Origin of the sequence: Chitinophaga sp. (assembly GCF_017745275.1) — a bacterium.
Lineage (GTDB): Bacteria > Bacteroidota > Bacteroidia > Chitinophagales > Chitinophagaceae > Chitinophaga.
On sequence record NZ_JAGHZS010000004.1, the window covers coordinates 457789 to 478802 of the forward strand.

Below are 21014 nucleotides of genomic sequence, written 5' to 3' on the forward strand. Positions count from 1 at the left end.
TATTACAAGGCAGCCAACATTGCTCTTCTCTTCTCAAAAAAAAATTTCTCTCCACTTATTCCATTGCGCAAAATACCGTAAATTCAATCATGCAAAACACCATACACATAGGACTCATCCGGGAAGAAAAACATCCGCACGACAACCGCGTGGCCTTTACTCCCAAACAATGCCAGTGGATTTTGCACCACTTCCCACAGGTACGGCTATACGTACAACCATCCCCTCGTCGCTGCTTCACCGATGAAGAATATAAAAACGCAGGCATTCCACTCCTGGAAGATCTCTCCGGATGCAGCATACTGCTGGGCATCAAAGAAGTACCGGTAGAACAACTCCTGGCAGGCAAAACCTATCTCTTCTTCAGCCACACGAAAAAAAAGCAACCACATAATCAAAGGATGCTGCAAACCATCCTGCAAAAAAACATCACGCTGATAGACTATGAATGCCTCGTACATCCCGACGGACAACGCATCCTGGGCTTCGGCTTCTTCGCCGGCATTGTAGGCGCCCACAACGGCCTCCTCGCCTTCGGTGAAAAAACAAAAAGCTTTCACTTCAAAAGAGTACATACCTGCCACGATTTCCAGGAACTGATAGGACACTATTTTGGTATCAAACTGCCACCCATGAAAATCGTTATTACCGGCTCCGGACGCGTAGCAGCAGGTGCCCTGGAAATCATGGGCCTGCTCGGTATCAAGTACCTGCCACCAGAAGAATACCTGGTGAACAGCTACGCCTATCCTGTATATACACAACTGAAAGCAGGAGAACTCTACCTCAAAAAAGAAGATAAAACATACAGCAGGGCCGACTTCCACGCACATCCCGAAACCTACGAATGCCGCTTCCTGCCTTATGTTACGGCCAGCGATATCCTCATGAACGGCATCTATTGGGATCACAACATCCCTCCCCTCTTTCATGCGGACGACCTGAAAAAAGATAATTTCCGCATACAGGTAATCGCTGACATCACAGATGATACCAACGGATCTATTCCCTGCAACCTGGGCGACAGCACCATCGAAAATCCTGTTTATGGCGTTACCAGGGATACTATGGAGCAAACCGCCCCTTATCTGCCCAATACGATAGATATGATGTGCGTCAGCAATCTGCCCAATGAACTCCCGAGAGACGCCTCCCAGTATTTTGGAGATCAGCTGATGAAATATGTATTTGAAGAATTATTAAACCCGGATAGCACAATGATACAAAATGCTACCATTGCCAGCAAAGGCCGGCTCACCGCCGCTTTCGCTTACCTGGAAGATTATGCAAAAGGTTTATAAATAAAGGTAGTAAGGTGTCAGCAAAGAGGTAAAATCACTTGTATACACCCGGTTGGCCTCATGTATAGCCAGTTCTTTTATGGTAGTATCCCCTGCCTGCCGGCTGAATATACCCACCGTCCGAAAAAAGCCATGGTCCACACTTTGCCGGATATTTAACACCTCCCTGAGCTGAAATCCGGCCACTACAGCCAATGCGCGGAAATTCTCAAACGCAGTATAAGGCAGGAGCACAGAAACTTCTCCTGATGGCGCCAGTTGCCTGTCGATAGCGCTGATCAACGCCTGGTAACTCAGGTTAGTGGCATGCATCGCCTGGTCTTTCTGTGCATGCCCGCTTTTAAGCGCCTGCTCATAAAAAGGAGGATTGGTAATAATAAAATCATAAGGGCATACCGCGGCCATATCTCGTATATCCGTTTCCGTGAGCACTAACCGGTCTGCCCACGGCGAGGCCGCAAAATTTGCCCGGGCCTGTACCGCTGCAGCCGGATCCAGCTCCACCGCAGTAATAGCAGCCCTGGTTTGCTGTGCCAGCATCAAACTGAGCAAACCGGTACCAGCGCCTATATCCAGTATAGCCGGCACGGGTTTATCCACCAGGTATTGCGCCGTGAAAGCTCCCTGTATACAGGCATCTGTACACACTTTCATGGCGCAATGTTCCTGGTGAACGGTGAACTGTTTAAATTGAAAAAATGTATTTGCCATCGTTATTTTGACTCCAACACCACGGCCAGGTTAGGCATCCGCAGATTGCGATGCACAGATACCGGGTTTGCCTCCCTGATCACACAGTTTTCTACTTTACCATTGCCTTTAACAGAAATACCCAGCGCTTGTTCATATAACACCTGCGGCACCTGGCGATTAATGCCCATCACCATCTCTTTGGCAAAACGGTTATAATACTTCACCACCAACTGATTTTTGCCCGCTTTCAGCGACAACAACAGTACTTCACTTTGCTGTCCGCCTCTTTCCGGATTATTATGTACCATCTGCTCTTCTCCATTCAAATACACCGCAATACCATCACCGCTGGTAAAACCAATGAGGTAATCGCCTGCCTGTGTAGCGGTAATTTCCTGTAAGATATACCTGGCCACACTCCTGTCTCCCGGCAATTTAATCACGGCATCATTCTGCCAGCCGGATTGCAGCGTCCAGGCTTTATCTTCTTTATTGGGCCAGGGTTGCTTCGGATCAATGTCTTTTATATTCCCATGTGTACCGTTAATACCCGACCAGAAAGGACCAGCGCTATACATAGGTCCCCACTGGAGATGAGCGGCATCATTATTCAGTGGCACTTCGGAACCACCGGATAGCGGTATTACCTGGCTATTGCCATTCAATGTCAATTGAATATTCCTGCCTTTTTCTGCATCACTATATATCAGTTTCAAACGTGCAGGACGCGGACTGGTAAATGCCCAGGAATCGCCCACCTCGCTGCGGTAATAACTTTCATAATCAACACCCGAAAAGCTAAACAGCGGCGTTGCATTGTCCCTGGTTAACCGGTTAACCTGACGCAATAAATGTTGCGGCGTAATATCCACGCCATCCTTGCAGGTAAGTGCCAACACCGGAATATCCTTATCGGCTACACGAAAATCGGCCGGCAGTTGTAATTGGGTAACGCCTGCTTTCACGCTGATTTTCACCGGCAATTTTTTTCCACTGCTCAGCAACGTCACCTGGCTGATTTTACTATTTAATCCAGGCAGCAATATCGTCCCGTTATCAGGTGTCTGAAGCAAATGTAAATAGAGTTTGCCGGGCTTAGTCGTTACTTCTCCCCAGGCAAAAGTCGTATCAAATGGGTTGGCCGATGCGCTGTAAATGGCTTCACCATTGAGTTTGAGCCAGGCCCCATTAAGCAGTAATACATCTCTCTCAAAATCTACTACAGAGCCATCTCCCCTGGGACCAATGTTCAGCAGGTAGTTTCCTCCCCTGCTCACTACTTTAATCAGGCCTTCCAGCTTTTCGTGCGCTTTATCAGCGGCCTTACCATGCTCCTGCCAGCTACGATAGCCCCAGGTTTCATCATATACAGAAGCTGGCGTTTGCCAGGCCGATGCAATTTTATAGTCAGGGTACTGGTTATCTCCCATTACACAAAAATCTCCGGCATCATTTCCCAACCGTCCACTCACCATACATCCCGGCTGTAAACGATGCACAATACCCGCCAGATCACGGCTCTGCTGTGCTGTTAATGATCCCATATCAAACCAGATCTCAGATACCGGACCATAGTTGGTCATCAGCTCTGTTACCTGCTTTTTATTATATTCATGATGCTCCGGTGTAATCGGGTCACTGTTAGAACTGGAAATAGGATAAGCTTGCGGAAAGTGCCAGTCGATCAGGGAAAAATACATTCCGAACTTCAGGCCATGACGCTGACATGCATCCGATAATTCTTTCAACACATCCCGCTTAAATGGTGTAGCATCTACTACATTATAGTCGGTATAGGCAGAATGAAACATGCAAAAGCCATCATGATGCTTCGAGGTCATCACCACCGACTTCATCCCCGCCGCCTTCGCCAGCAGTACAATCGAATCCGCATTCCACTGCTCCGGATGGAATTGTTTGGCTACATCTCCATACACATCACTGTAAATACCGGCATGCGCCTGTATTTGCTCACTATATCCCCTGGTAACGGGTTTACCTTCCCAAACACCTCCCAGTGTGGAATAAATAGCACCCCAGTGAATAAACATGGAATACTTCTGGTTCTTCCACCCGGCTTGGGCGGCCTGGTCTTGTGCCAACGCAAATTGAAAGGTCATTGTCAGACCCAGTAAAGCAATCAGGACTTTCTTCATAGATATTTACTGTTATATAGCAGATAAAGCTAAATCGATTCAGTCAAGGAAAGGAATAGCATTTTACCCAAAGCTGTTATCCTTTTAGCTTTCTGTGATAGCAGGTAGTTTTTCGGGAGATGTGGTTAAAATGGCTCACCACTATTGCACAGTTAAAAAGCGGCCCTGGCAGTAGGGATTACATCCAGCGACGCAAAATCACCAGCCAGGTATTTATAATACGCTGTAATAGCAATCATGCCTGCATTATCAGTACAATACTCAAATTTTGGAATAAACGTACGCCAGTGATATTTTTCTCCATATGCCTGTAATGCTTTACGCAGGCCGCTGTTGGCGCTTACGCCGCCGGCAATCGCAATATCGCGTATCCCTGTTTCCTCCGCCGCTTTCACCACCTTATTCAACAGGATCGTGATAATACGTTGCTGTATCGATGCACAGATATCCGGTAAATTTTGCTGTATGAAGTCAGGGTTTTCCTTTTGATTTTCCTGCAGAAAATAGAGAATCCCTGTTTTCAGGCCACTGAAGCTGAAGTTCAGATCCGGAATACGCGGTTCTGTAAACTTAAAACGCTCCGGGTTACCGGACTGGGCATATTTATCAATCAACGGACCACCTGGATAAGGCAGTCCCAGTATTTTGGCACTTTTATCAAATGCTTCGCCGGCAGCATCATCCAGTGTTTCTCCGATCACGCGCATCGACAGCGGACTTTCGCATAAAACGATCTGTGTGTGGCCACCAGACACAGTTAAGCATAAAAACGGGAAATCCGGCTTGGGGTCGTCAATAAAATTAGCCAGTACATGTGCCTGCATATGATGCACACCAATCAGCGGGATATCCAGCGCCATGGCCATAGACTTGGCAAAGCAACTACCTACCAGCAGCGAACCTATCAGACCCGGCGATTGCGTGAAGGCGATGGCTGTCAACTCCTCCCGCTTTACACCCGCCGTTTGCAGGGCAATATCCACTACCGGTACAATATTCTCTTGGTGCGCCCTGGACGCCAGTTCCGGCACCACGCCCCCATATTGTTCATGTACTTTCTGATTGGCAATATGATTGGATAACACCTTTCCATCTACCAGTACTGCCGCCCCTGTATCATCACAAGAGGATTCTATCGCTAATATTTTAACAGACATAAGCCGCAAAATTAATAAAAAAGGCGGGAAAACCCCGCCTGTACAACAGCATCACTGCTGCCCAATATCTTGTTGCCTAATTACTCCGGATAGCTACCACCGGATCCAGCCTGCTGGCCCGATACGCAGGAATAAACCCTGCCAGCACTCCTACCACTACAGAGGCCACCATCCCAAAAATAAAGGCTGCCATGGATATCACCATTTCAAAGGTACTGACGGAACTGATGATGCTCGTCAATATATACACCATCAATAATCCCAACATGCCTCCAATTAAGCAAAGTGTAATTGATTCCAATAAAAATTCCATCAAAATAATTCGTTTGGGCGCGCCTATAGCCTTTTTCAGGCCAATGATATTGGTCCGCTCCTTCACCGTCACAAACATAATATTCGCAATACCGAAACTACCCACCAATAAGGAAAATATGGCAATGAGAAGTCCGCCCCCATTTATAGCAATAAACATGGAACTCAGGCTTTCATTGGCGGAGCTGATTTCATTCAATGCAAAATCATCTTCCTCCCGCGGTTTCAGGCGGTGTGTGGCTCTCATCACACCTCTCAGTTCATCTTTCAGCTGATCCAGGCTCACACCTGGCCTGGCCTTCACCAATATGTAAGGATCTGCAAAACGGCGCTCATCCACAATGGTACGCGCAAAACGATAAGGTAAAAGAATAGCGTTATCATAACTACCTGCGCCAATCATGCTCTCCCCCTTCTTCTTCAACACCCCGATCACTTTCACATCACGGCCCGCAATCTTGACAATCTTACCCAGTGCCGATTCCGGTGAAGTAAACAGCCCATCCCAGATCGTAAATCCCAGGATAGCCACATTGGCGCCACTATTACTTTCTGTGTTGGCAAAGAAGCGTCCATCCAGTATCTGCAGGGTTTGTATCTGGTCAAAGTCATTACTCACCGCCGTCATCGTCACTCCATCCATATAATCGCTCCCATACTCCACCTTCTTGTTGCTCACATCAAAATTAAAAGACGCATAACTCGCACTATGCACTTTATCCTGTATCGGCTTCAAATCCTTGAATTGCGGCTCCGGACGGTTCATATATTTCCACCATGCGTATTCTCCATTACCACCCCAGGGCCACTTCTGCAGGTAAATCACGTCTTCACCCAGGTCCGCCAAATCCTTGCGGATATTGTGTTCCAGGCTGCTGGTCAACGTAAAAACCGCAATGATACAGAAAATGCCGATGGTGATGCCAAACAGCGACAAAAACGTACGCAGCTTGTTCACCTTCAGCTCGAGCATTGCCATTTTGAAACTATTCCATAATATTTTAAGGGTCGCTATCATATTTCAAATTTAGCGGATTTATACGCATCCCCGGTGCCAATAAACACGAAATATAGCCGGACAAAAAATTTAGTTACCTTTGCTGCCATTTTTCGGACATTTATGAAGTACGCTAACGAAATCAATAAAAGAAAATCCTTTGCTATCATCGCCCACCCGGATGCCGGTAAAACTACGCTGACAGAGAAATTCCTCTTGTTTGGCGGCGCTATTCAAACGGCTGGCGCGGTGAAGTCCAACAAGATAAAAAAACATACCACCTCGGATTTCATGGAAATTGAAAGACAGAGAGGTATCTCCGTGGCCACTTCCGTAATGACCTTCGAATACCGCGATATCCTCGTGAATCTCCTGGATACCCCCGGTCACAAGGACTTTGCGGAAGATACTTATCGCACCCTGACGGCGGTAGACAGCGTGGTACTGGTGATCGACTGTGTGAAAGGGGTGGAAGAACAAACGGAAAGACTGATGGAAGTATGCCGCATGCGCGATACGCCTGTGATCATCTTCGTGAATAAAATGGACCGCGACGGTAAATATCCCTTCGACCTCCTGGATGAACTCGAGGAAAAACTCAATATCCGTGTAAGACCTCTTAGCTGGCCTATCAACATGGGTAGCGATTTCAAAGGAGTATATAACCTGTATGATAAAAACCTCGTCGCTTTCCAACCCAACAAAAAAGCTACCGACGACGATATCGTACCCCTGCCCGACCTCAGCAGCAGCTACGTGGATGAACACTTCAACGAAAAAGATGCCGCCCAGCTACGGGGAGATGTAGAACTGATCGAAGGTGTATACGATGCCTTTAACCGGGAAGATTACCTCGCCGGTAAACTGGCGCCTGTATTTTTTGGTAGCGCCGTTAACAACTTCGGTGTAAAAGACCTGCTCGATACGTTCGTTGACATAGCGCCCGTACCCCGCAACCGTACTGCAACTACCCGCGAGATAGAAGTGGGTGAAGATAAATTCAGTGGATTCGTTTTCAAAATACATGCGAACCTCGATCCACGGCACCGCGACCGTATTGCGTTCCTCCGCGTTTGCTCCGGCAAATTTGAACGCAACAAATTTTATCACCACGTTCGTTTAGACAAAGACGTTAGGTTCAGTAACCCTTACAGCTTCCTTGCCCGTGAAAAAAACATCGTAGACGATGCTTTCCCCGGCGACGTAGTAGGTTTATTTGATACCGGCAACTTTAAAATCGGTGATACCTTAACAGAAGGTGAAAACTTCTACATCACCGGCATTCCCAGCTTCTCCCCTGAACTTTTCAAGGAACTGGTGAATAAGGATCCGCTGAAAACGAAACAACTGGAAAAAGGTATCCGCCAGTTAACAGACGAAGGCGTTGCCCAGCTGTTTACCCAACACGGAGGCAACCGCAAAATCATCGGTTGCGTAGGAGAACTCCAGTTTGAAGTAATCCAGTACCGCCTCCTGCAGGAATATGGCGCAGCATGTCAGTTCAATACACTGCCCTTCTACAAAGCCTGCTGGCTGACCGGCCCTAAAAATAAAATCGAAGAGTTCATCCGCTTTAAATCTTCCAACATCGTAGAAGATAAAGACGGACACCTGGTATACCTGGCCCAATCTGAATGGTACTTAAATACCGAAAGAACCAATAACCCGGATATCCAGTTCAACTTCACTTCCGAGATACATAAGTAAAGCCAAAAGCATAAAGCTGAAAGCAAAAAGCTATTGTTGCGATTGATTAATGCGTATATAATATTCGCTATAGTTACTCGCTGCAATAGCTTTTTGCTTTCAGCTTTTTGCTTTTTGCTTAAAAAAAAGGCCGCTTCCCGTGAACAGGTGCGGCATTGCTTGTACGACCAACTCAAATTATTGCTTTATTGAGAATATTTTGATTTAGGTGTTGTGTATCGTGTGATGCAAAAGTAGGTTCGCCTATACAAGCAACTGTCTCAAAGCGGGAAAATGATTTACGCAATCGGGAAACTTTAATAGAGCAGAAAGCGAAAAGCAGAAAGCAAAAAGCTATTGTAGTGACTGATTAGAGCGAACATGATATTCGCTTTGGTCAATCGCTGCAATAGCTTTTTGCTTTCTGCTTTCAGCTTTCTGCTTAATCGAAAATGATATACTGAAAAATATACTCCTCGATCGTCCCGTCCCTGGTACCTTCTACACGGGCCTCCAAATGGCGGGCGTCTTTAAAGCGATAAGTGATTTTTTTAGGGAAATCGTTGTTAAGGTCTTCTGCCACAAAGCCAATAGGCTTCAATACCCGAAGCCGCAGGCGTACCGGTGTTTGGGGCTGATGCCCTGCATACACCGGCAGGAAATATATCTCATTGTTTCTCCTGACCAGTTGCATGGTTTGCTGCAAAGCGCTGTCGGCGCCTATGATGCGCCAGGTTTTGCCGCTCCAGGTAGAGTCATTGAGCTTGCTCCAGCTTTCCACGATCGTGCTTTTGCGGGTATGCATACTCCAGGTACCGGCCAGCTTATCCAGGATGCGGAAATCTGCCGGGTTAACCTGGCCGGCTACCCGAAAGCTGCCAGCTACCAGGAATAGTAGCAGCAGTAAACTTTTACTGTTGTACCACTGCTTCTTCTCCATAAATCTGTTGTTTGTATTTGAGAGATGGAGAAGCCAGGAAGGGACCGATGCCCAGCTCAGCCCATTTAGCGTCTATTTTATGGATAGTGGCATCATCTGCCACAATAATATTGGGCCAGTCGCGCTCGAAACCATCCAGCAGCCTGGTTTTCAGGGTGCCGTCCATACCAATGCCACCAATGTATTTTCCAGGGGTGGCAGATGGTTTATTGATTACGAAACTATCGCGTTTAGGATCCAGGTTATTGCAGAAGCGCCACAACGCGGAGGCCAGGTCGCTGACTTCCACCGTATGCTCTACATAGAGGATCATTTTTATACCTGCCAGTGCGGGCAGCGTGTAAAGTTGTTCATTCAGTTCCCGCACATGAAAAGGCCGCCTTTTTTCTACTGCTACCAGTATACAGGAGATATCCATCGCCAGCAACTGGCTGTTGATACCCTTTATTTCAGGGAACTGCTGCATAATAGCGGCGGTATCGATCGAAGATGGCGTAGCTACCTGCAGGTAAGCCGTGTCCGTTTCCTCTTCGTATTTGCGGGTGCCATCAATACACATCTTACCGCCAAAGCCCATCTTGGAGCAGGAATGGTCCAGTACATCCATAGGGCCCTGGCTCAGGTAAATATCGGTGGCCGGATTAAGATGACGGAAAACATGCTGCGCCAGCTGTTTATAGTTATTGATCTTCACGCCGTCGTCTGTCACCACCAGGATCTTATTAAACATCATTTGGCCGGCGCCCCACATGGCATTCATCACTTTCTGGGCCTGGCCGGCATAATCCTTTTTGATCTGTGCAATCACCAGGTTATGAAAAACCCCTTCTACCGGCATTTCCATGTCAACAATTTCCGGTACCAGCGTCATTTTAATGGGCGCCAGGAAAATACGTTCTGTTGCTTTTCCGATCCAGGCATCTTCCTGCGGAGGAATACCTACTATCGTGGAAGGATATACGGCATCTTTACGATGGGTGATAGCGGTGATATGGAACTTAGGATACCAGTCGGCCAATGAATAATAGCCGGTATGGTCGCCAAACGGCCCTTCCCAGATCAGGTCTTCCGACGGGTCTACGTAACCTTCTATTACAAAGTCCGCATCTGCCGGCACTTCTATTTCCGGTTGGGTAATACATTTTACCAGTTCTACTTTCTTCTTACGAAGAAAACCTGCCAGCATGTATTCATCCACATTTTCAGGTAATGGAGCGGTAGCGGAATAAGTGTATACCGGATCTCCGCCGAGTACTACGGCAACGGGCATACGTTTATTCAACTTCTTATATTCCATGAAATGTTTGGCAGAAACTTTATGTTTATGCCAATGCATCCCGGTCATGTCTTTCTCAAATACCTGCATCCGGTACATGCCTACGTTGCGGGTGCCCGTAAGCGGGTCTTTGGTATGTATAACAGGCAATGTTACAAAGGGTCCCCCGTCTTTAGGCCAGCAGGTGAGTACAGGTAATTTGCCCATATCAGGATTGGTCATCACTATTTCCTGGCAACTGCCCTTACCACTCACTACTTTAGGCATCCAGGAGGCAAATTGACCCAGTTTAGGCAGTAATGCCAGCTTATCCAGTATGCTTTCCTTTGGTTTGGATAACAGTTTAAAAAGATTTTCAATTTCACCGGCTACATCATCCAGCTCCTGTACGCCCAATGCCAGGCACATACGCTTATAGCTGCCCATGGAATTGATCAGTACCGGGAAATCAGTGCCGGTATTTTCAAACAGCAATGCTTTCCCACCATCAGGCGATTTGCTGACGCGGTCTGTGATTTCAGCTATTTCCAGTTTAGGGTCCACATAAGTTTTGATGCGTACCAGTTCGCCTGCCTGCTCCAGCGTATCTATAAAGTGTCTGAGATTTTTATATGCCATGTTTGCGTCTTATTACCAATCAACAAAAGTAACCAACCCACACCGCAATAAAAAATGCCCCCCATTAAATAATGGGGGGCATTCATTTTTATTCCATTTTCAGTTATCAGTTCACGATGGTAACGCCTGCGTGAAATACAGCCCTGGGCCTGGATGGGTAGTAGCGTACCGGCGCTGGAACTGGTACCGGAACCGGTACCACCGGATAATAAGCTGGTTGATCATATACTACCACTCTCCTTCTCGGACGGTAGCAATCATCATCCCAGTCACGGCGGCAATCTCTTCTGCGCTCCCAGCGGTCGTCGCAACGATCTTCATGTTTCCAGCGGCCATGTCCCCGGCCATGATCCCGATAGCCATTGTCCCATCCTCTTTGTGCGGAGGTAGACAACACTGCGCCGCCCATCAGCAGCATCATCAGCAATACTTTTTTCATGTTGTGTGGTTTTTAGTTCAAGATTGGTTGGCAAAAATTGTGGTGTACTTAATTCAACTACAGGCAAATTATTTAGCTAAGGCTATATTCCGCTCCCGGGTACCTCACGTAGCTATATCTGTGATAATGACGGTGGTGAGGCTTATAATGTTTACGGTAATGTGCGTGTCTGTGTGGCCTTGGCGGATGTGGTGGCATCGGAGGCCGGTGAAAATGCGGCCTTGGCGGCAAAGGCGGATGCGGCAAATGCCTTGGATGCGGTGGCAACGGTGGCAAAGGCGGCGCAGGTGGTCTATGTTGTGCTGAAATACTCATACTACCCGCTATCAATATCACCGAAGCTAAAAACAAAAACTTCTTCATGGCATTTCTTTTTTGTGAAGTATAACAGGCAGTTGCACACCAACTTATTTTTTGCGGTCACTGTTTCTTACTCTCTCCGCGATTTGTGATGCTGCTCTCCGCGATAAGCTGGTGGCTGCATTTTACCTGTTTGAACTCATAAATTCAACAACTATGCCAATAAAAAATCCCCCCACTGAAAGCGGGGGGACTGACATACAAATAACCCATTTAAATATCTGAACAGTACCTGCTGTTATGGTCTGAGTATCGGGCAACGCGTAGCTTTCTGTCTACCCCATCCACTATTACCGCCTAAGCGATAAGTAATCGTAAACCCTGAAAAGGCGTACCAGTCTTTATACTTATCGGAACCACGCTTGGAGCCATCCGCCGGATATGTGCCCGGTGCTACTTTCCCGGTTACTTCATCTCCTCGATAAGCCATATCCACTGCCTTCTGGCCTCGATATGCCAACAACGTATTTTGATCTACATAAGTAGTACTTACATCATCCAGGTAGTCGGTGGTAGTAGGCCGTAGTCCTATTTCAAAACCTAATGTCCACTTATCATTCAGGATTGCCTTTACACCGGCACCAAATGGAATGGAAATAGCCCATAAGTCGTATGGCTGACGGGAAGGATACTGCGGTAATCCCTGTCCTTCCGTGCCAAGTGGACGAAGCCGTACCCAGTTACCTGACTGGTCTTTCGCTTTTGGATCAAATCCAAAAAGACCCACTCCTGCAAAAACATAAGGGGTAAAGCCTTTTTCATCCAGGTCGAAAAAGTTGAACTCTCCTATTAAACTTCCCTCTAAAATATTGGAACGAAAGCTCAGGTTCCGCGCTATCAGTGCTTTCTCAGAGTTAGTGCTGTCTGCCCCCGTGGCAATTCCCCAGGTAAGGGCAGCGCGGACAGTGAGGTAACGGTTGATATCCTTTCTTACCAGCAACCCAAGGGCCGGGCGGGTGTATTTCATATCCACCTTTTGCTGCACGAGGTCTCCGCTGTAATTGGAAATACCGAGAAAAGCGCCCACATGCCAGTCCTGTGCAAAAGAGAAAAAGGGAAGGGCCATGAATAACAACAGGATTCCGGTAGATTTAGTCAATTTCAAAGTATTAAAGTTTAAGAGGTTAGTCCTTTTTTTAGCTTGCAAAACATTTAACGTTCTTATCACAATTTTTATTTGGTGCCACCCCTCTAATACTTTCCACATGTATACCGGCACAGGTAATAAAATGTAAAAATAAACTAATAAACCAATTAACTAATAAACAATTAAACTAACATCTTATATAAGCCCAACCTTCCTGCTGGCGGCTTATCAAATGAAATATACCGGCAGGAACTTCCCCGGTCAATGGCAACATTTGGGTGATTTGTAACTGACGGCTATTCAGGGTATTGCGACAAATAAGGAATTTTACGGCGCGGTCCTGCAACGACTGCACCTTTTCAGCTAATGGGTTCCCCTCTTTTAATAACAGATTCCAGGCCTGGCCGTGTACTACCACCTCTACGACTATACGTGTTTCTGTGGCGGCCGCCTGTTGAAGAAGATTGTGAAGCTGCCCTAACATGGCTAATTGTACCTCCTGCTCTCCCGAGGTGATCTGAAAAACTACCTGCATGCCAACAAACCTACCCTAATATTGGCAAAATAAAAAACATAAAAAGGTGGATGTAAAACCTAAAAATTAATGATCTTCCTTCTGCTTCGCACTATACAGTTCATACTGTACCTTTCTCAACTTATCTTCCAGTTTGCGATACTGCTCTTTTACATCGCGGAGCTGGTACAACAGGGAGGCCTCGCGCTGCTCCTGCTTTACAAGGTTGATGTAGGCCGCCTGCAATGCCCGGAAATGACGAAGTAATAATATCCATCCAAGGCATGTGAGTAATAATAAAACAATGATAACAGCTACCATATAATAAGCAATTATACTACGGGATTGACTATACTCCACTGCCGGTAAATGGCGTTGCGGACCGCCGCAACTCCATAACAGGATTGATAGGACAAATATGTTGAGAGCTATAAAATCCGTACTGATTTACCTGGCTGGAGCTATATACATGACACTGCCGCTAAAGTTATTTATTCCCCTTAAAAGCAGTTTGTCCGTTTTAGCTTTTTTTCAATTTTTCCTTAAAAAAACAGCCTGCTTTAGTTCCCACCTTAAACATATTATAAATATAAATACTTTAATAAGCACTGTATCATATTGAAATTCAACAAATTAAAATGATTTTAAAAATTATATTGCCAGTGATCATAAAAAAATTAAATTAGATATAATGATCATGTAGAAAAAGAATACATTTTGTTGAAATTCTACCGGTACCGTATCCAATGAAATCATTTAAAATCCCCGTATTGTATGGCCACCCTCCTGACAAAAGAACAACTCAAAAATTTTGCACTACAGGGCTTATCATTTGCGGACGATCATGTCAGTGATCCGTTTAATATTAAAGATGTTGCAGACAGACTGGGCATCTCCTATTCCTACTTCTATCATAACTTCTCCATGTACATGGGAGAACCGTTCTGGCAATATGTAAAAAGGCATCGGTTGGAACTGGCTGCAGGACTGCTCAGGCATAGTGGCTATAATATCAGCGAAATCGGCGACATGTGCGGATACGCTACTACTGCCGCTTTCAGCAAGGCTTTTAAACAACACTTCCTGGAAAGTCCTAAAGAATTCCGCCGCATTATTACTCTTCCCAACGAAAAAAGAACCTTGCAGATTACAGAAGGCATCACCGCCGCATTTGGCAGTGAAGCCTTTGGCGGATTATTCAACTACGATCGCTGTGAAAAAGTAAAACTGCCCGACAGCATACTGTACTACTCCCTCATTTCCCAGGGACAGGATCCCGTAGTGGAAATGATTGCCAGGATGACCCAACATTATACCTTGTTTAAGAAGATGCAAACGCTGTACGACGTGCCGCAAAGCAAAATCATTACAGGTACCCTCGATGCCGTACCTGTTACCAATTATGAAAGGTTGTCCATGTTTGCTGGTATCCTGGTCCCTGTCACCGCTGCTGCTGTACACTTCCAGCTGCAACAGAACTTTCCTGACCTGATGATAAAAAGAATACCCGGCGGCAGCTATCTCCGCTTGCCCGTACCAATGGACTTCGCCACCGCAGGCGTTCCCATGTACAACTTTATCAACATGAACTGTAAGGAAGGCGTCTTTAAAATGAGCGGCAATCACTTCTTCCTTTCTCTTAACGGTCCTAATTATACCGAAATCTTTATCCCGGTGCTGAAGAAACACTATTAGTAAAGCTGAAAGCATAAAGCGAAAAGCATAAGGCTATTGTAGCGAATGATGAGGGCGGATATTTATATATTCTACGCTTTAATCATTCGCTACAATAGCCTTATGCTTTTCGCTTTATGCTTGCTGCTTACTTCGCGAATATCGCACGGAAGCAATTCGCACTCGTATTCAACGTATCTTTCTGCGGTTTTCCCCTTCCGTAAAACTCATCGAGAAAACTGCCGGCGTCAGACCAAACCGTTTGCATCATTCCCTGGAAACGCGGCTTCATTTCTTTGGTAGCACTGTTCCGGTAATCATACATGTCTTTCAGCTGCAGCTTCGCATTTTCAGGCATTCTCCACGGACAGGTAATCACAGATAACCCTTTCATCGCAAAATATACCGGCGTTTTATCAGGTCTTTCATAGTGCCAGTCGCATATCATAATGTCTTTGGGTACCAGGTCCACTGCCCGGTGCGTATTGTTCATACTGGCCTCCCAGGCGCCCAATCCCGTTGTTTTACCTTCCAACAAACGATCTCCCCAAATCCATAACTGGCGGCCTTTTTGTTCCAGGTGATTGCGGATTGTCCATACTTCGCCCGCATATAATTCCGCTTTGTCTTTCCCTCCACAACGCGGACACTTCTCCTCTCCTATATAAAATACTTCATCCATCCCTGCGTGAAAAGCAGTGGACTCAAAAGCATCACAGATTTCATCTACCAGCTCAAAAACTATTTTATGTACACCAGGGTGTAAGGGACAATAACTTTTGCAATACAAACCATCCGGGTTAGGCCATTCATATTTTACCGGCATCTTCACCCACGGCGTTTCATCAAAATCCGGGTATACCTTCAGGAGGTTTCCTGTAATGCCCGCCCACGATTGATGCCCCAATAAATTAATCTGTGGAATTAACCGGATATGATACTTCTTACAGGTTTGCACCAACTGCTTTACTTCCTGTTCCGACAAACTTCCCGGATCACGTAGTTCAGGATGCGATTTAAACTGATAGTTAAAGTCTACACGCAATACCAACGTGTTAATGTGGCGCGGCGCCAGCTCCGTTTCTATGAACTTCAGAAAAACAGGCAATCCATCCACGCGAGGTGCGGCTATACAAAATCCACGTACCGGTAAAGTATCTGTTGGCTGGGGCTTTGCAAAACAGCAGGAGATACTGCTACAAACCACCCATAAAAGGGCAAATAGTTTTTTCATAACTTTTTAAAAATTTTTAAGATGCAGTAATTTAAGGAAAGCAAAGGGGAACAACAATCTTTTGGTATAAACAAATGTATAATAGCAATTCTAATGTTATACCAATTGATTTTTAATATCTTTGGTAAAAGCACTGTTTCTATGAATGAGTTTAAACTACCGTTTAACGCAAGACTCACGTTTACCCTTTTATCTATTATCCTGGTTATTTATGTTGCGCACATCGGTAGTGGTATCATAGTGCCCCTGATGTTTGCGCTGTTGATTGCCATTATGCTGCTACCCGTGGTACACCGGCTGGAAAAATGGCGCATCCCCCGTGGAATGGCCGCTATCATGGCCGTATTACTGTTCATCATTCTCATTGCGCTGATCATGATGTTGCTCGGCCGGCAAATGGAAGCATTCATTTCCGACTTCCCTCAACTACAACAGAAATTAATGCTGGTGATCACCTCTACACAGGAATGGGTAAACGCCAAATTTCATATCAACTCCAGTACCCAGCTAAGCTACGTGGAGAAAGCACTGATGGGCACACTCGGTACTGCTACCAGCTTCCTCAGCCAAACATTTTTATCACTCTCCTCCCTGCTGGTATTCGTGGTATTCGTATTCCTGTATGCTTTCTTTATTCTCTTCTACCGTAGGTTATTGGTAAATTTCCTGGTTAAAAACTTTAAGGAAGAACACCGCGATAAATTACTCACCGTCATTGGCAGTACCCGCTCTATCATAAAAAGTTATGTGGGAGGCCTCATGATAGAAATGGTGATTGTAGCCATTCTCAACACCACCCTGTTCTTAGTCCTCGGCATCAAATACGCAATCCTGCTGGGTGTAATGGCAGCTATATTCAACATCATTCCCTATGTAGGTATTCTAACTGCTACCATCCTTATTATATTGGTCACACTGGCTACGGGAACGCCTATACAGGCCCTGCAGGCAGGTGTTGCCCTCTTCCTGGTACATATCCTGGACAGCAACGTCCTGTTCCCCAGCATTGTAGGCTCCAAAGTAAAAATCAATGCGCTGATCACCATCATCGGCGTGGTATTGGGCAATATGTTGTGGGGCATACCTGGCATGTTTCTCGCGATTCCGACCATTGCGATTATCAAAATCATCTGCGAAAATATTCCCGAAATGCAGCCATGGGCTATACTCCTGGGAGATGAGCCCAAAGTAAAAGTTAAAAAAGGAAAACCTAAAAAGGACGAAACTACGAATTCATAAAACGAGAGAGGCGGTATTAAATACCGCCTCTCTTATTTTCAATACCCGGATCTTCGGCACTCCGGTCACAAAAAATGGCTGTCTTCATAAATCAGAAGACAGCCACACCAACTAAACATATAAAACCAACCTTCTTTATTATTCCGGATGTTTGGTATCCGTTTTACGGTAAGCCCAGCCAAATATCAGCGGGAAAATAATCAGTGAGAAAATCATCGCACACAGGATACCGCCAATGACTACACGCGCCAGCGGCCTTGAGCTCTCAGAACCAATACCATGGGAAATGGCTGCCGGGAACAATCCAATTGCCGCCATTAATGCTGTCATCATCACCGGGCGTATTCTCGAGTTCACACCCAGCTTAATGGCGGTATACAAGGAACCTCCCTGCCCCCGCATCTTATCCAGGTTTTGCTTAAACACTGTTATCAACAACACCCCATCCTGTATACAAATACCAAACAACGCAATAAAACCAATACCAGCAGAGATGCTGAAGTTGGTACCCGTCAGATGTAAGGCCAGCAAGCCGCCTACAATGGCAAATGGCACATTGAGGAACACCAGCGCCGCATCCATAAAGTTGCCAAACATAACAAACAACAGGATAAAGATCAGCGTGAGGCTGATAGGCACTACCTGCTGCAAGCGCCTGGTAGCACGTTGTTCATTCTCAAAATCACCCTGCCAAACCATGGAATAGCCACCTTTCAACTTTATCACTTCATCTACTTTATGCTGTGCTTCTGCAATGGTGCTACCCATATCGCGGCCTCTCACAGAAAATTTCACGGCCGAGTAACGCTCGTTGGCATCGCGGAAAATAAGGCAAGGTCCTGTTTTCATAACGATGTTCGCGATCTCTTTCACCGGCACCTTGGAGCCACTTTGCGTAGGTACCATCAGGTTACCGATGTCTTCTGCATTCTTACGATACTCTTCCGGGAAACGCAAACGGATATCGAACTTCCTAATTCCTTCATACAAGGTACTCGCGGCCTTACCACCAATCGCCATTTCAATCACGGCATTGGCATCGGCTGTAGCTACGCCATACAAGGCCATCTTCTGCTGGTCGAGGTCTATATTCAATTCCGGCTGACCAATATTTTTAATCACACCCAAATCCTCAATTCCTCTCACCGTTCTCAGTACATCATGTACCCGCGTAATCTGGTCTTCCATATAATTCAATGAATCCCCGAATATCTTCACACAAATAGATCCCTTCACACCGGATACTGCTTCTTCGATATTATCCATGATAGGCTGGGAGAAATTCAGAGAGGCACCCGGTATTACAGAGAGCGTATCATTCATATGATCTATCAACTCTTCTTTCGTGATATGCGGTTTCCAGTTTTTCTCCGGGTACAGCATAACATCAAACTCGTTGTTGTAAAATCCCGCCACGTCGGTTCCGTCATCCGGTCGCCCCGTCTGCGATACAATATTTTTCACCTGTGGAAACTGCATCAGCTTACTACGCACCTGCCTGGAAATTTCAACCGACTTTTCCAATGAAACGCTGTAGGGCAACTGGACCCTTAGCCAAATGGAGCCTTCATTCAACTCCGGCAAAAACTCAGTGCCCAGGAATTTGAAAGAATACAAACCAAGACCAATGATAATAAAGGAAGAGAATACGGCTAACTTCCGGTGCTTAAAGGTAAAGGAAAACCAACCCAGCATGAAGCCTGTCATAGCATGCAGAATAGGGTTGTGTTTCTCGTGTACATTTTTCCGGAGTAAAAGGTTAATCAATACCGGTACCAGCGTTAAGGTGGTAATCAGCGCTCCCAGCAAGGCAAAGCCCAGTGTATATGCCAGCGGAGAAAACATTTTCCCTTCCACTTTCTGGAATGCGAAGATGGGCAGCAAACCGGTGATGATAATTACTTTGGCAAAAAAGATCGCTTTACCCAACTGCGCACCATGCTTCCTGATCAGCCCCATCTTGGCCATCTTATTAAACCGCTCCATGCCCACGTCCCGCGCCTGGTGGTCCAGGACCACAAATAGTCCTTCCACCATCACCACGGCGCCGTCTATGATAATCCCGAAGTCAACTGCACCAAGTGACAACAGGTTCGCCGACATGCCCATCAAACGCAGACAGATAAAGGCAAACAGCAACGACAAAGGAATAATGATAGACACAATCAGGGTGGTACGCCAACTGAACATGAAGATTGACACCAGCAGGGTGACCAGTAAAATACCTTCTATAAGGTTATGCATCACCGTATCAGTGGCGTAATGTATCAGGTCTTCACGGTCATAGAAAGGAATAATTTTGGTATCTGTAGGCAGTACGGACGCATTCAGCTTTTTAATTTTCTCCTTCACCGCCTGTACCACATCTGAAGGGTTCTCTCCTTTTCGCATAATGACAATGGCCTGTACTACGTCGTCTTCATCTGTAACGGTTCTTTTACCCGTTGAATCAATGATGGCATCTGTGCGTCCTACGTGGCCCAGCCGTGGCATATTGGAAATATCTACCGTAGCTACATCCTTTACCAGTACAGGAATACCATTCACGTTCTGGACAATGATGTTCTTAATCTCGTTAATATCATTTAACAATCCGATACCACGCACTACGTAGGCCTGGTTATTTTTAACAATAACGTCACCGCCTATATTAATATTACTCTTGCCTACGGCAGAATACACATCCAGCGGGGTGATCCCCAGATTAGTCAATTTTCCCGGATCTACCTTAATTTCATAAGTCTTTACTTCTCCACCAAAGCTCACGATATCTGCTACCCCTGGCACTGCGCGAAGTTGCCGGTCGATGGTCCAGTCCTGTATCGTTTTAAGTTCTCTTACATCGCGGAAAGAGCTCTTGAGTGTGTAGCGGTAAATTTCACCGGTTGGCCCTGTGGGCGGCTGTACGGAGGGGCTGATCCCTTCCGGCAGGTTGGCATTGGCCAGCAGGTTATTCACCTGTATCCTGGCTTCGTTATCGGTGACTTTATCGTCAAAAATTAATTTTACATAAGATAAGCCGAAGATACTGGTAGAGCGCAAACTGGTTTTCTTTTGCACGGGATTCATCGCGATTTCTATCGGGATGGTCACAAACTTTTCTACTTCTTCTGCGCTTCTGCCGGGCCACTGTGTAATGATGCTGATCTCTGTATTGGTAACATCCGGGAAAGCCTCTATGGGCATATTTTTAAAACAGATAATACCCGACACCAGCAACAGCAGCGTGGCGAAGAAAATGAAATATTTATTCTTCAGCGAAAAGCCTATTATACTTCTGAGAACTTTATTCATCTAAAAAACAATTATAGGTATGATGAGTGAGCAGGTT

General features: G+C 46.0%; 17 protein-coding genes. 5 read left to right on the top strand and 12 right to left on the bottom strand.

Features of this window, described 5'->3' with window-relative positions; all coding sequences use genetic code 11:
- Nucleotides 1–89 precede the first annotated feature (89 nt).
- Complete coding sequence (locus J7623_RS14600; protein WP_291921258.1) at nt 90–1301, top strand: NAD(P)-dependent oxidoreductase; 1212 nt, start codon at nt 90–92, stop codon at nt 1299–1301.
- Here the strand turns inward: J7623_RS14600 and J7623_RS14605 are convergent.
- The 4 genes from J7623_RS14605 to J7623_RS14620 all read right to left on the bottom strand — a co-directional run bounded on the left by J7623_RS14605 (nt 1296) and on the right by J7623_RS14620 (nt 6637).
- Complete coding sequence (locus J7623_RS14605; RefSeq protein WP_291921260.1) at nt 1296–2012, bottom strand: methyltransferase; 717 nt, start codon at nt 2010–2012, stop codon at nt 1296–1298. The genes J7623_RS14600 and J7623_RS14605 overlap by 6 nt on opposite strands.
- Before the next feature lie 2 nt (nt 2013–2014).
- Nucleotides 2015–4150, bottom strand: a complete 2136-nt coding sequence (locus J7623_RS14610) for an alpha-L-fucosidase (protein WP_291921262.1) — start codon at nt 4148–4150, stop codon at nt 2015–2017.
- 152 nt (nt 4151–4302) lie between these two features.
- A complete protein-coding gene (gene tsaD / locus J7623_RS14615; RefSeq protein ID WP_291921264.1) occupies nt 4303–5307 on the bottom strand; it encodes a tRNA (adenosine(37)-N6)-threonylcarbamoyltransferase complex transferase subunit TsaD in 1005 nt (334 codons plus the stop codon).
- A 76-nt stretch (nt 5308–5383) separates the two neighbouring features.
- Nucleotides 5384–6637, bottom strand: coding sequence for an ABC transporter permease (locus J7623_RS14620; RefSeq protein ID WP_291921267.1), 1254 nt, complete (start codon nt 6635–6637; stop codon nt 5384–5386).
- Between the two features lie 102 nt (nt 6638–6739).
- Between J7623_RS14620 and J7623_RS14625 the strand changes: the two genes are divergently transcribed.
- Nucleotides 6740–8323: a peptide chain release factor 3 gene (locus J7623_RS14625; RefSeq protein WP_291921269.1), complete on the top strand. Its 1584-nt coding sequence runs from the start codon at nt 6740–6742 to the stop codon at nt 8321–8323.
- A gap of 421 nt (nt 8324–8744) precedes the next feature.
- On the opposite strand, the gene J7623_RS14630 is transcribed toward J7623_RS14625, so the two are convergent.
- From J7623_RS14630 to J7623_RS14640, 3 genes are all read right to left on the bottom strand, one after another.
- The gene (locus J7623_RS14630; protein WP_291921272.1) at nt 8745–9242 is read right to left on the bottom strand and encodes a DUF6265 family protein; all 498 of its coding nucleotides are present in this window, start codon (nt 9240–9242) and stop codon (nt 8745–8747) included.
- Nucleotides 9214–11136 (bottom strand): menaquinone biosynthesis decarboxylase, encoded by a 1923-nt coding sequence (locus J7623_RS14635; protein WP_291921275.1) that lies wholly within the window; start codon nt 11134–11136, stop codon nt 9214–9216. The genes J7623_RS14630 and J7623_RS14635 overlap by 29 nt, the downstream gene beginning before the upstream one ends.
- A 106-nt stretch (nt 11137–11242) precedes the next feature.
- The gene (locus J7623_RS14640; RefSeq protein ID WP_291921278.1) at nt 11243–11575 is read right to left on the bottom strand and encodes a hypothetical protein; all 333 of its coding nucleotides are present in this window, start codon (nt 11573–11575) and stop codon (nt 11243–11245) included.
- Between the two features lie 173 nt (nt 11576–11748).
- Here J7623_RS14640 and J7623_RS14645 point away from each other — a divergent pair, with 173 nt between their 5' ends.
- Nucleotides 11749–12027: a hypothetical protein gene (locus J7623_RS14645; protein WP_291921280.1), complete on the top strand. Its 279-nt coding sequence runs from the start codon at nt 11749–11751 to the stop codon at nt 12025–12027.
- Nucleotides 12028–12173: 146 nt separating this feature from the next.
- Here the strand turns inward: J7623_RS14645 and J7623_RS14650 are convergent, their stop codons facing one another.
- From J7623_RS14650 to J7623_RS14660, 3 genes are all read right to left on the bottom strand, one after another.
- Entirely contained in the window at nt 12174–13040 is an 867-nt protein-coding gene (locus tag J7623_RS14650; protein WP_291921282.1) for a DUF6089 family protein, read from the bottom strand.
- A 169-nt stretch (nt 13041–13209) separates the two neighbouring features.
- Entirely contained in the window at nt 13210–13557 is a 348-nt protein-coding gene (locus J7623_RS14655) for a DsrE family protein (protein WP_291921284.1), read from the bottom strand.
- Between the two features lie 66 nt (nt 13558–13623).
- The gene (locus tag J7623_RS14660) at nt 13624–13857 is read right to left on the bottom strand and encodes a hypothetical protein (RefSeq protein ID WP_291921287.1); all 234 of its coding nucleotides are present in this window, start codon (nt 13855–13857) and stop codon (nt 13624–13626) included.
- Between the two features lie 453 nt (nt 13858–14310).
- Here J7623_RS14660 and J7623_RS14665 point away from each other — a divergent pair, with 453 nt between their 5' ends.
- Nucleotides 14311–15231: an AraC family transcriptional regulator gene (locus J7623_RS14665; RefSeq protein WP_291921290.1), complete on the top strand. Its 921-nt coding sequence runs from the start codon at nt 14311–14313 to the stop codon at nt 15229–15231.
- A gap of 127 nt (nt 15232–15358) precedes the next feature.
- Here J7623_RS14665 and J7623_RS14670 read toward each other — a convergent pair whose 3' ends face one another.
- Nucleotides 15359–16444, bottom strand: coding sequence for a family 20 glycosylhydrolase (locus tag J7623_RS14670; protein ID WP_291921293.1), 1086 nt, complete (start codon nt 16442–16444; stop codon nt 15359–15361).
- Nucleotides 16445–16585: 141 nt separating this feature from the next.
- Between J7623_RS14670 and J7623_RS14675 the strand changes: the two genes are divergently transcribed.
- Entirely contained in the window at nt 16586–17683 is a 1098-nt protein-coding gene (locus J7623_RS14675) for an AI-2E family transporter (RefSeq protein WP_291921296.1), read from the top strand.
- 138 nt (nt 17684–17821) lie between these two features.
- Here J7623_RS14675 and J7623_RS14680 read toward each other — a convergent pair whose 3' ends face one another.
- The gene (locus J7623_RS14680) at nt 17822–20977 is read right to left on the bottom strand and encodes a CusA/CzcA family heavy metal efflux RND transporter (RefSeq protein WP_291921298.1); all 3156 of its coding nucleotides are present in this window, start codon (nt 20975–20977) and stop codon (nt 17822–17824) included.
- Nucleotides 20978–21014 lie beyond the last annotated feature (37 nt).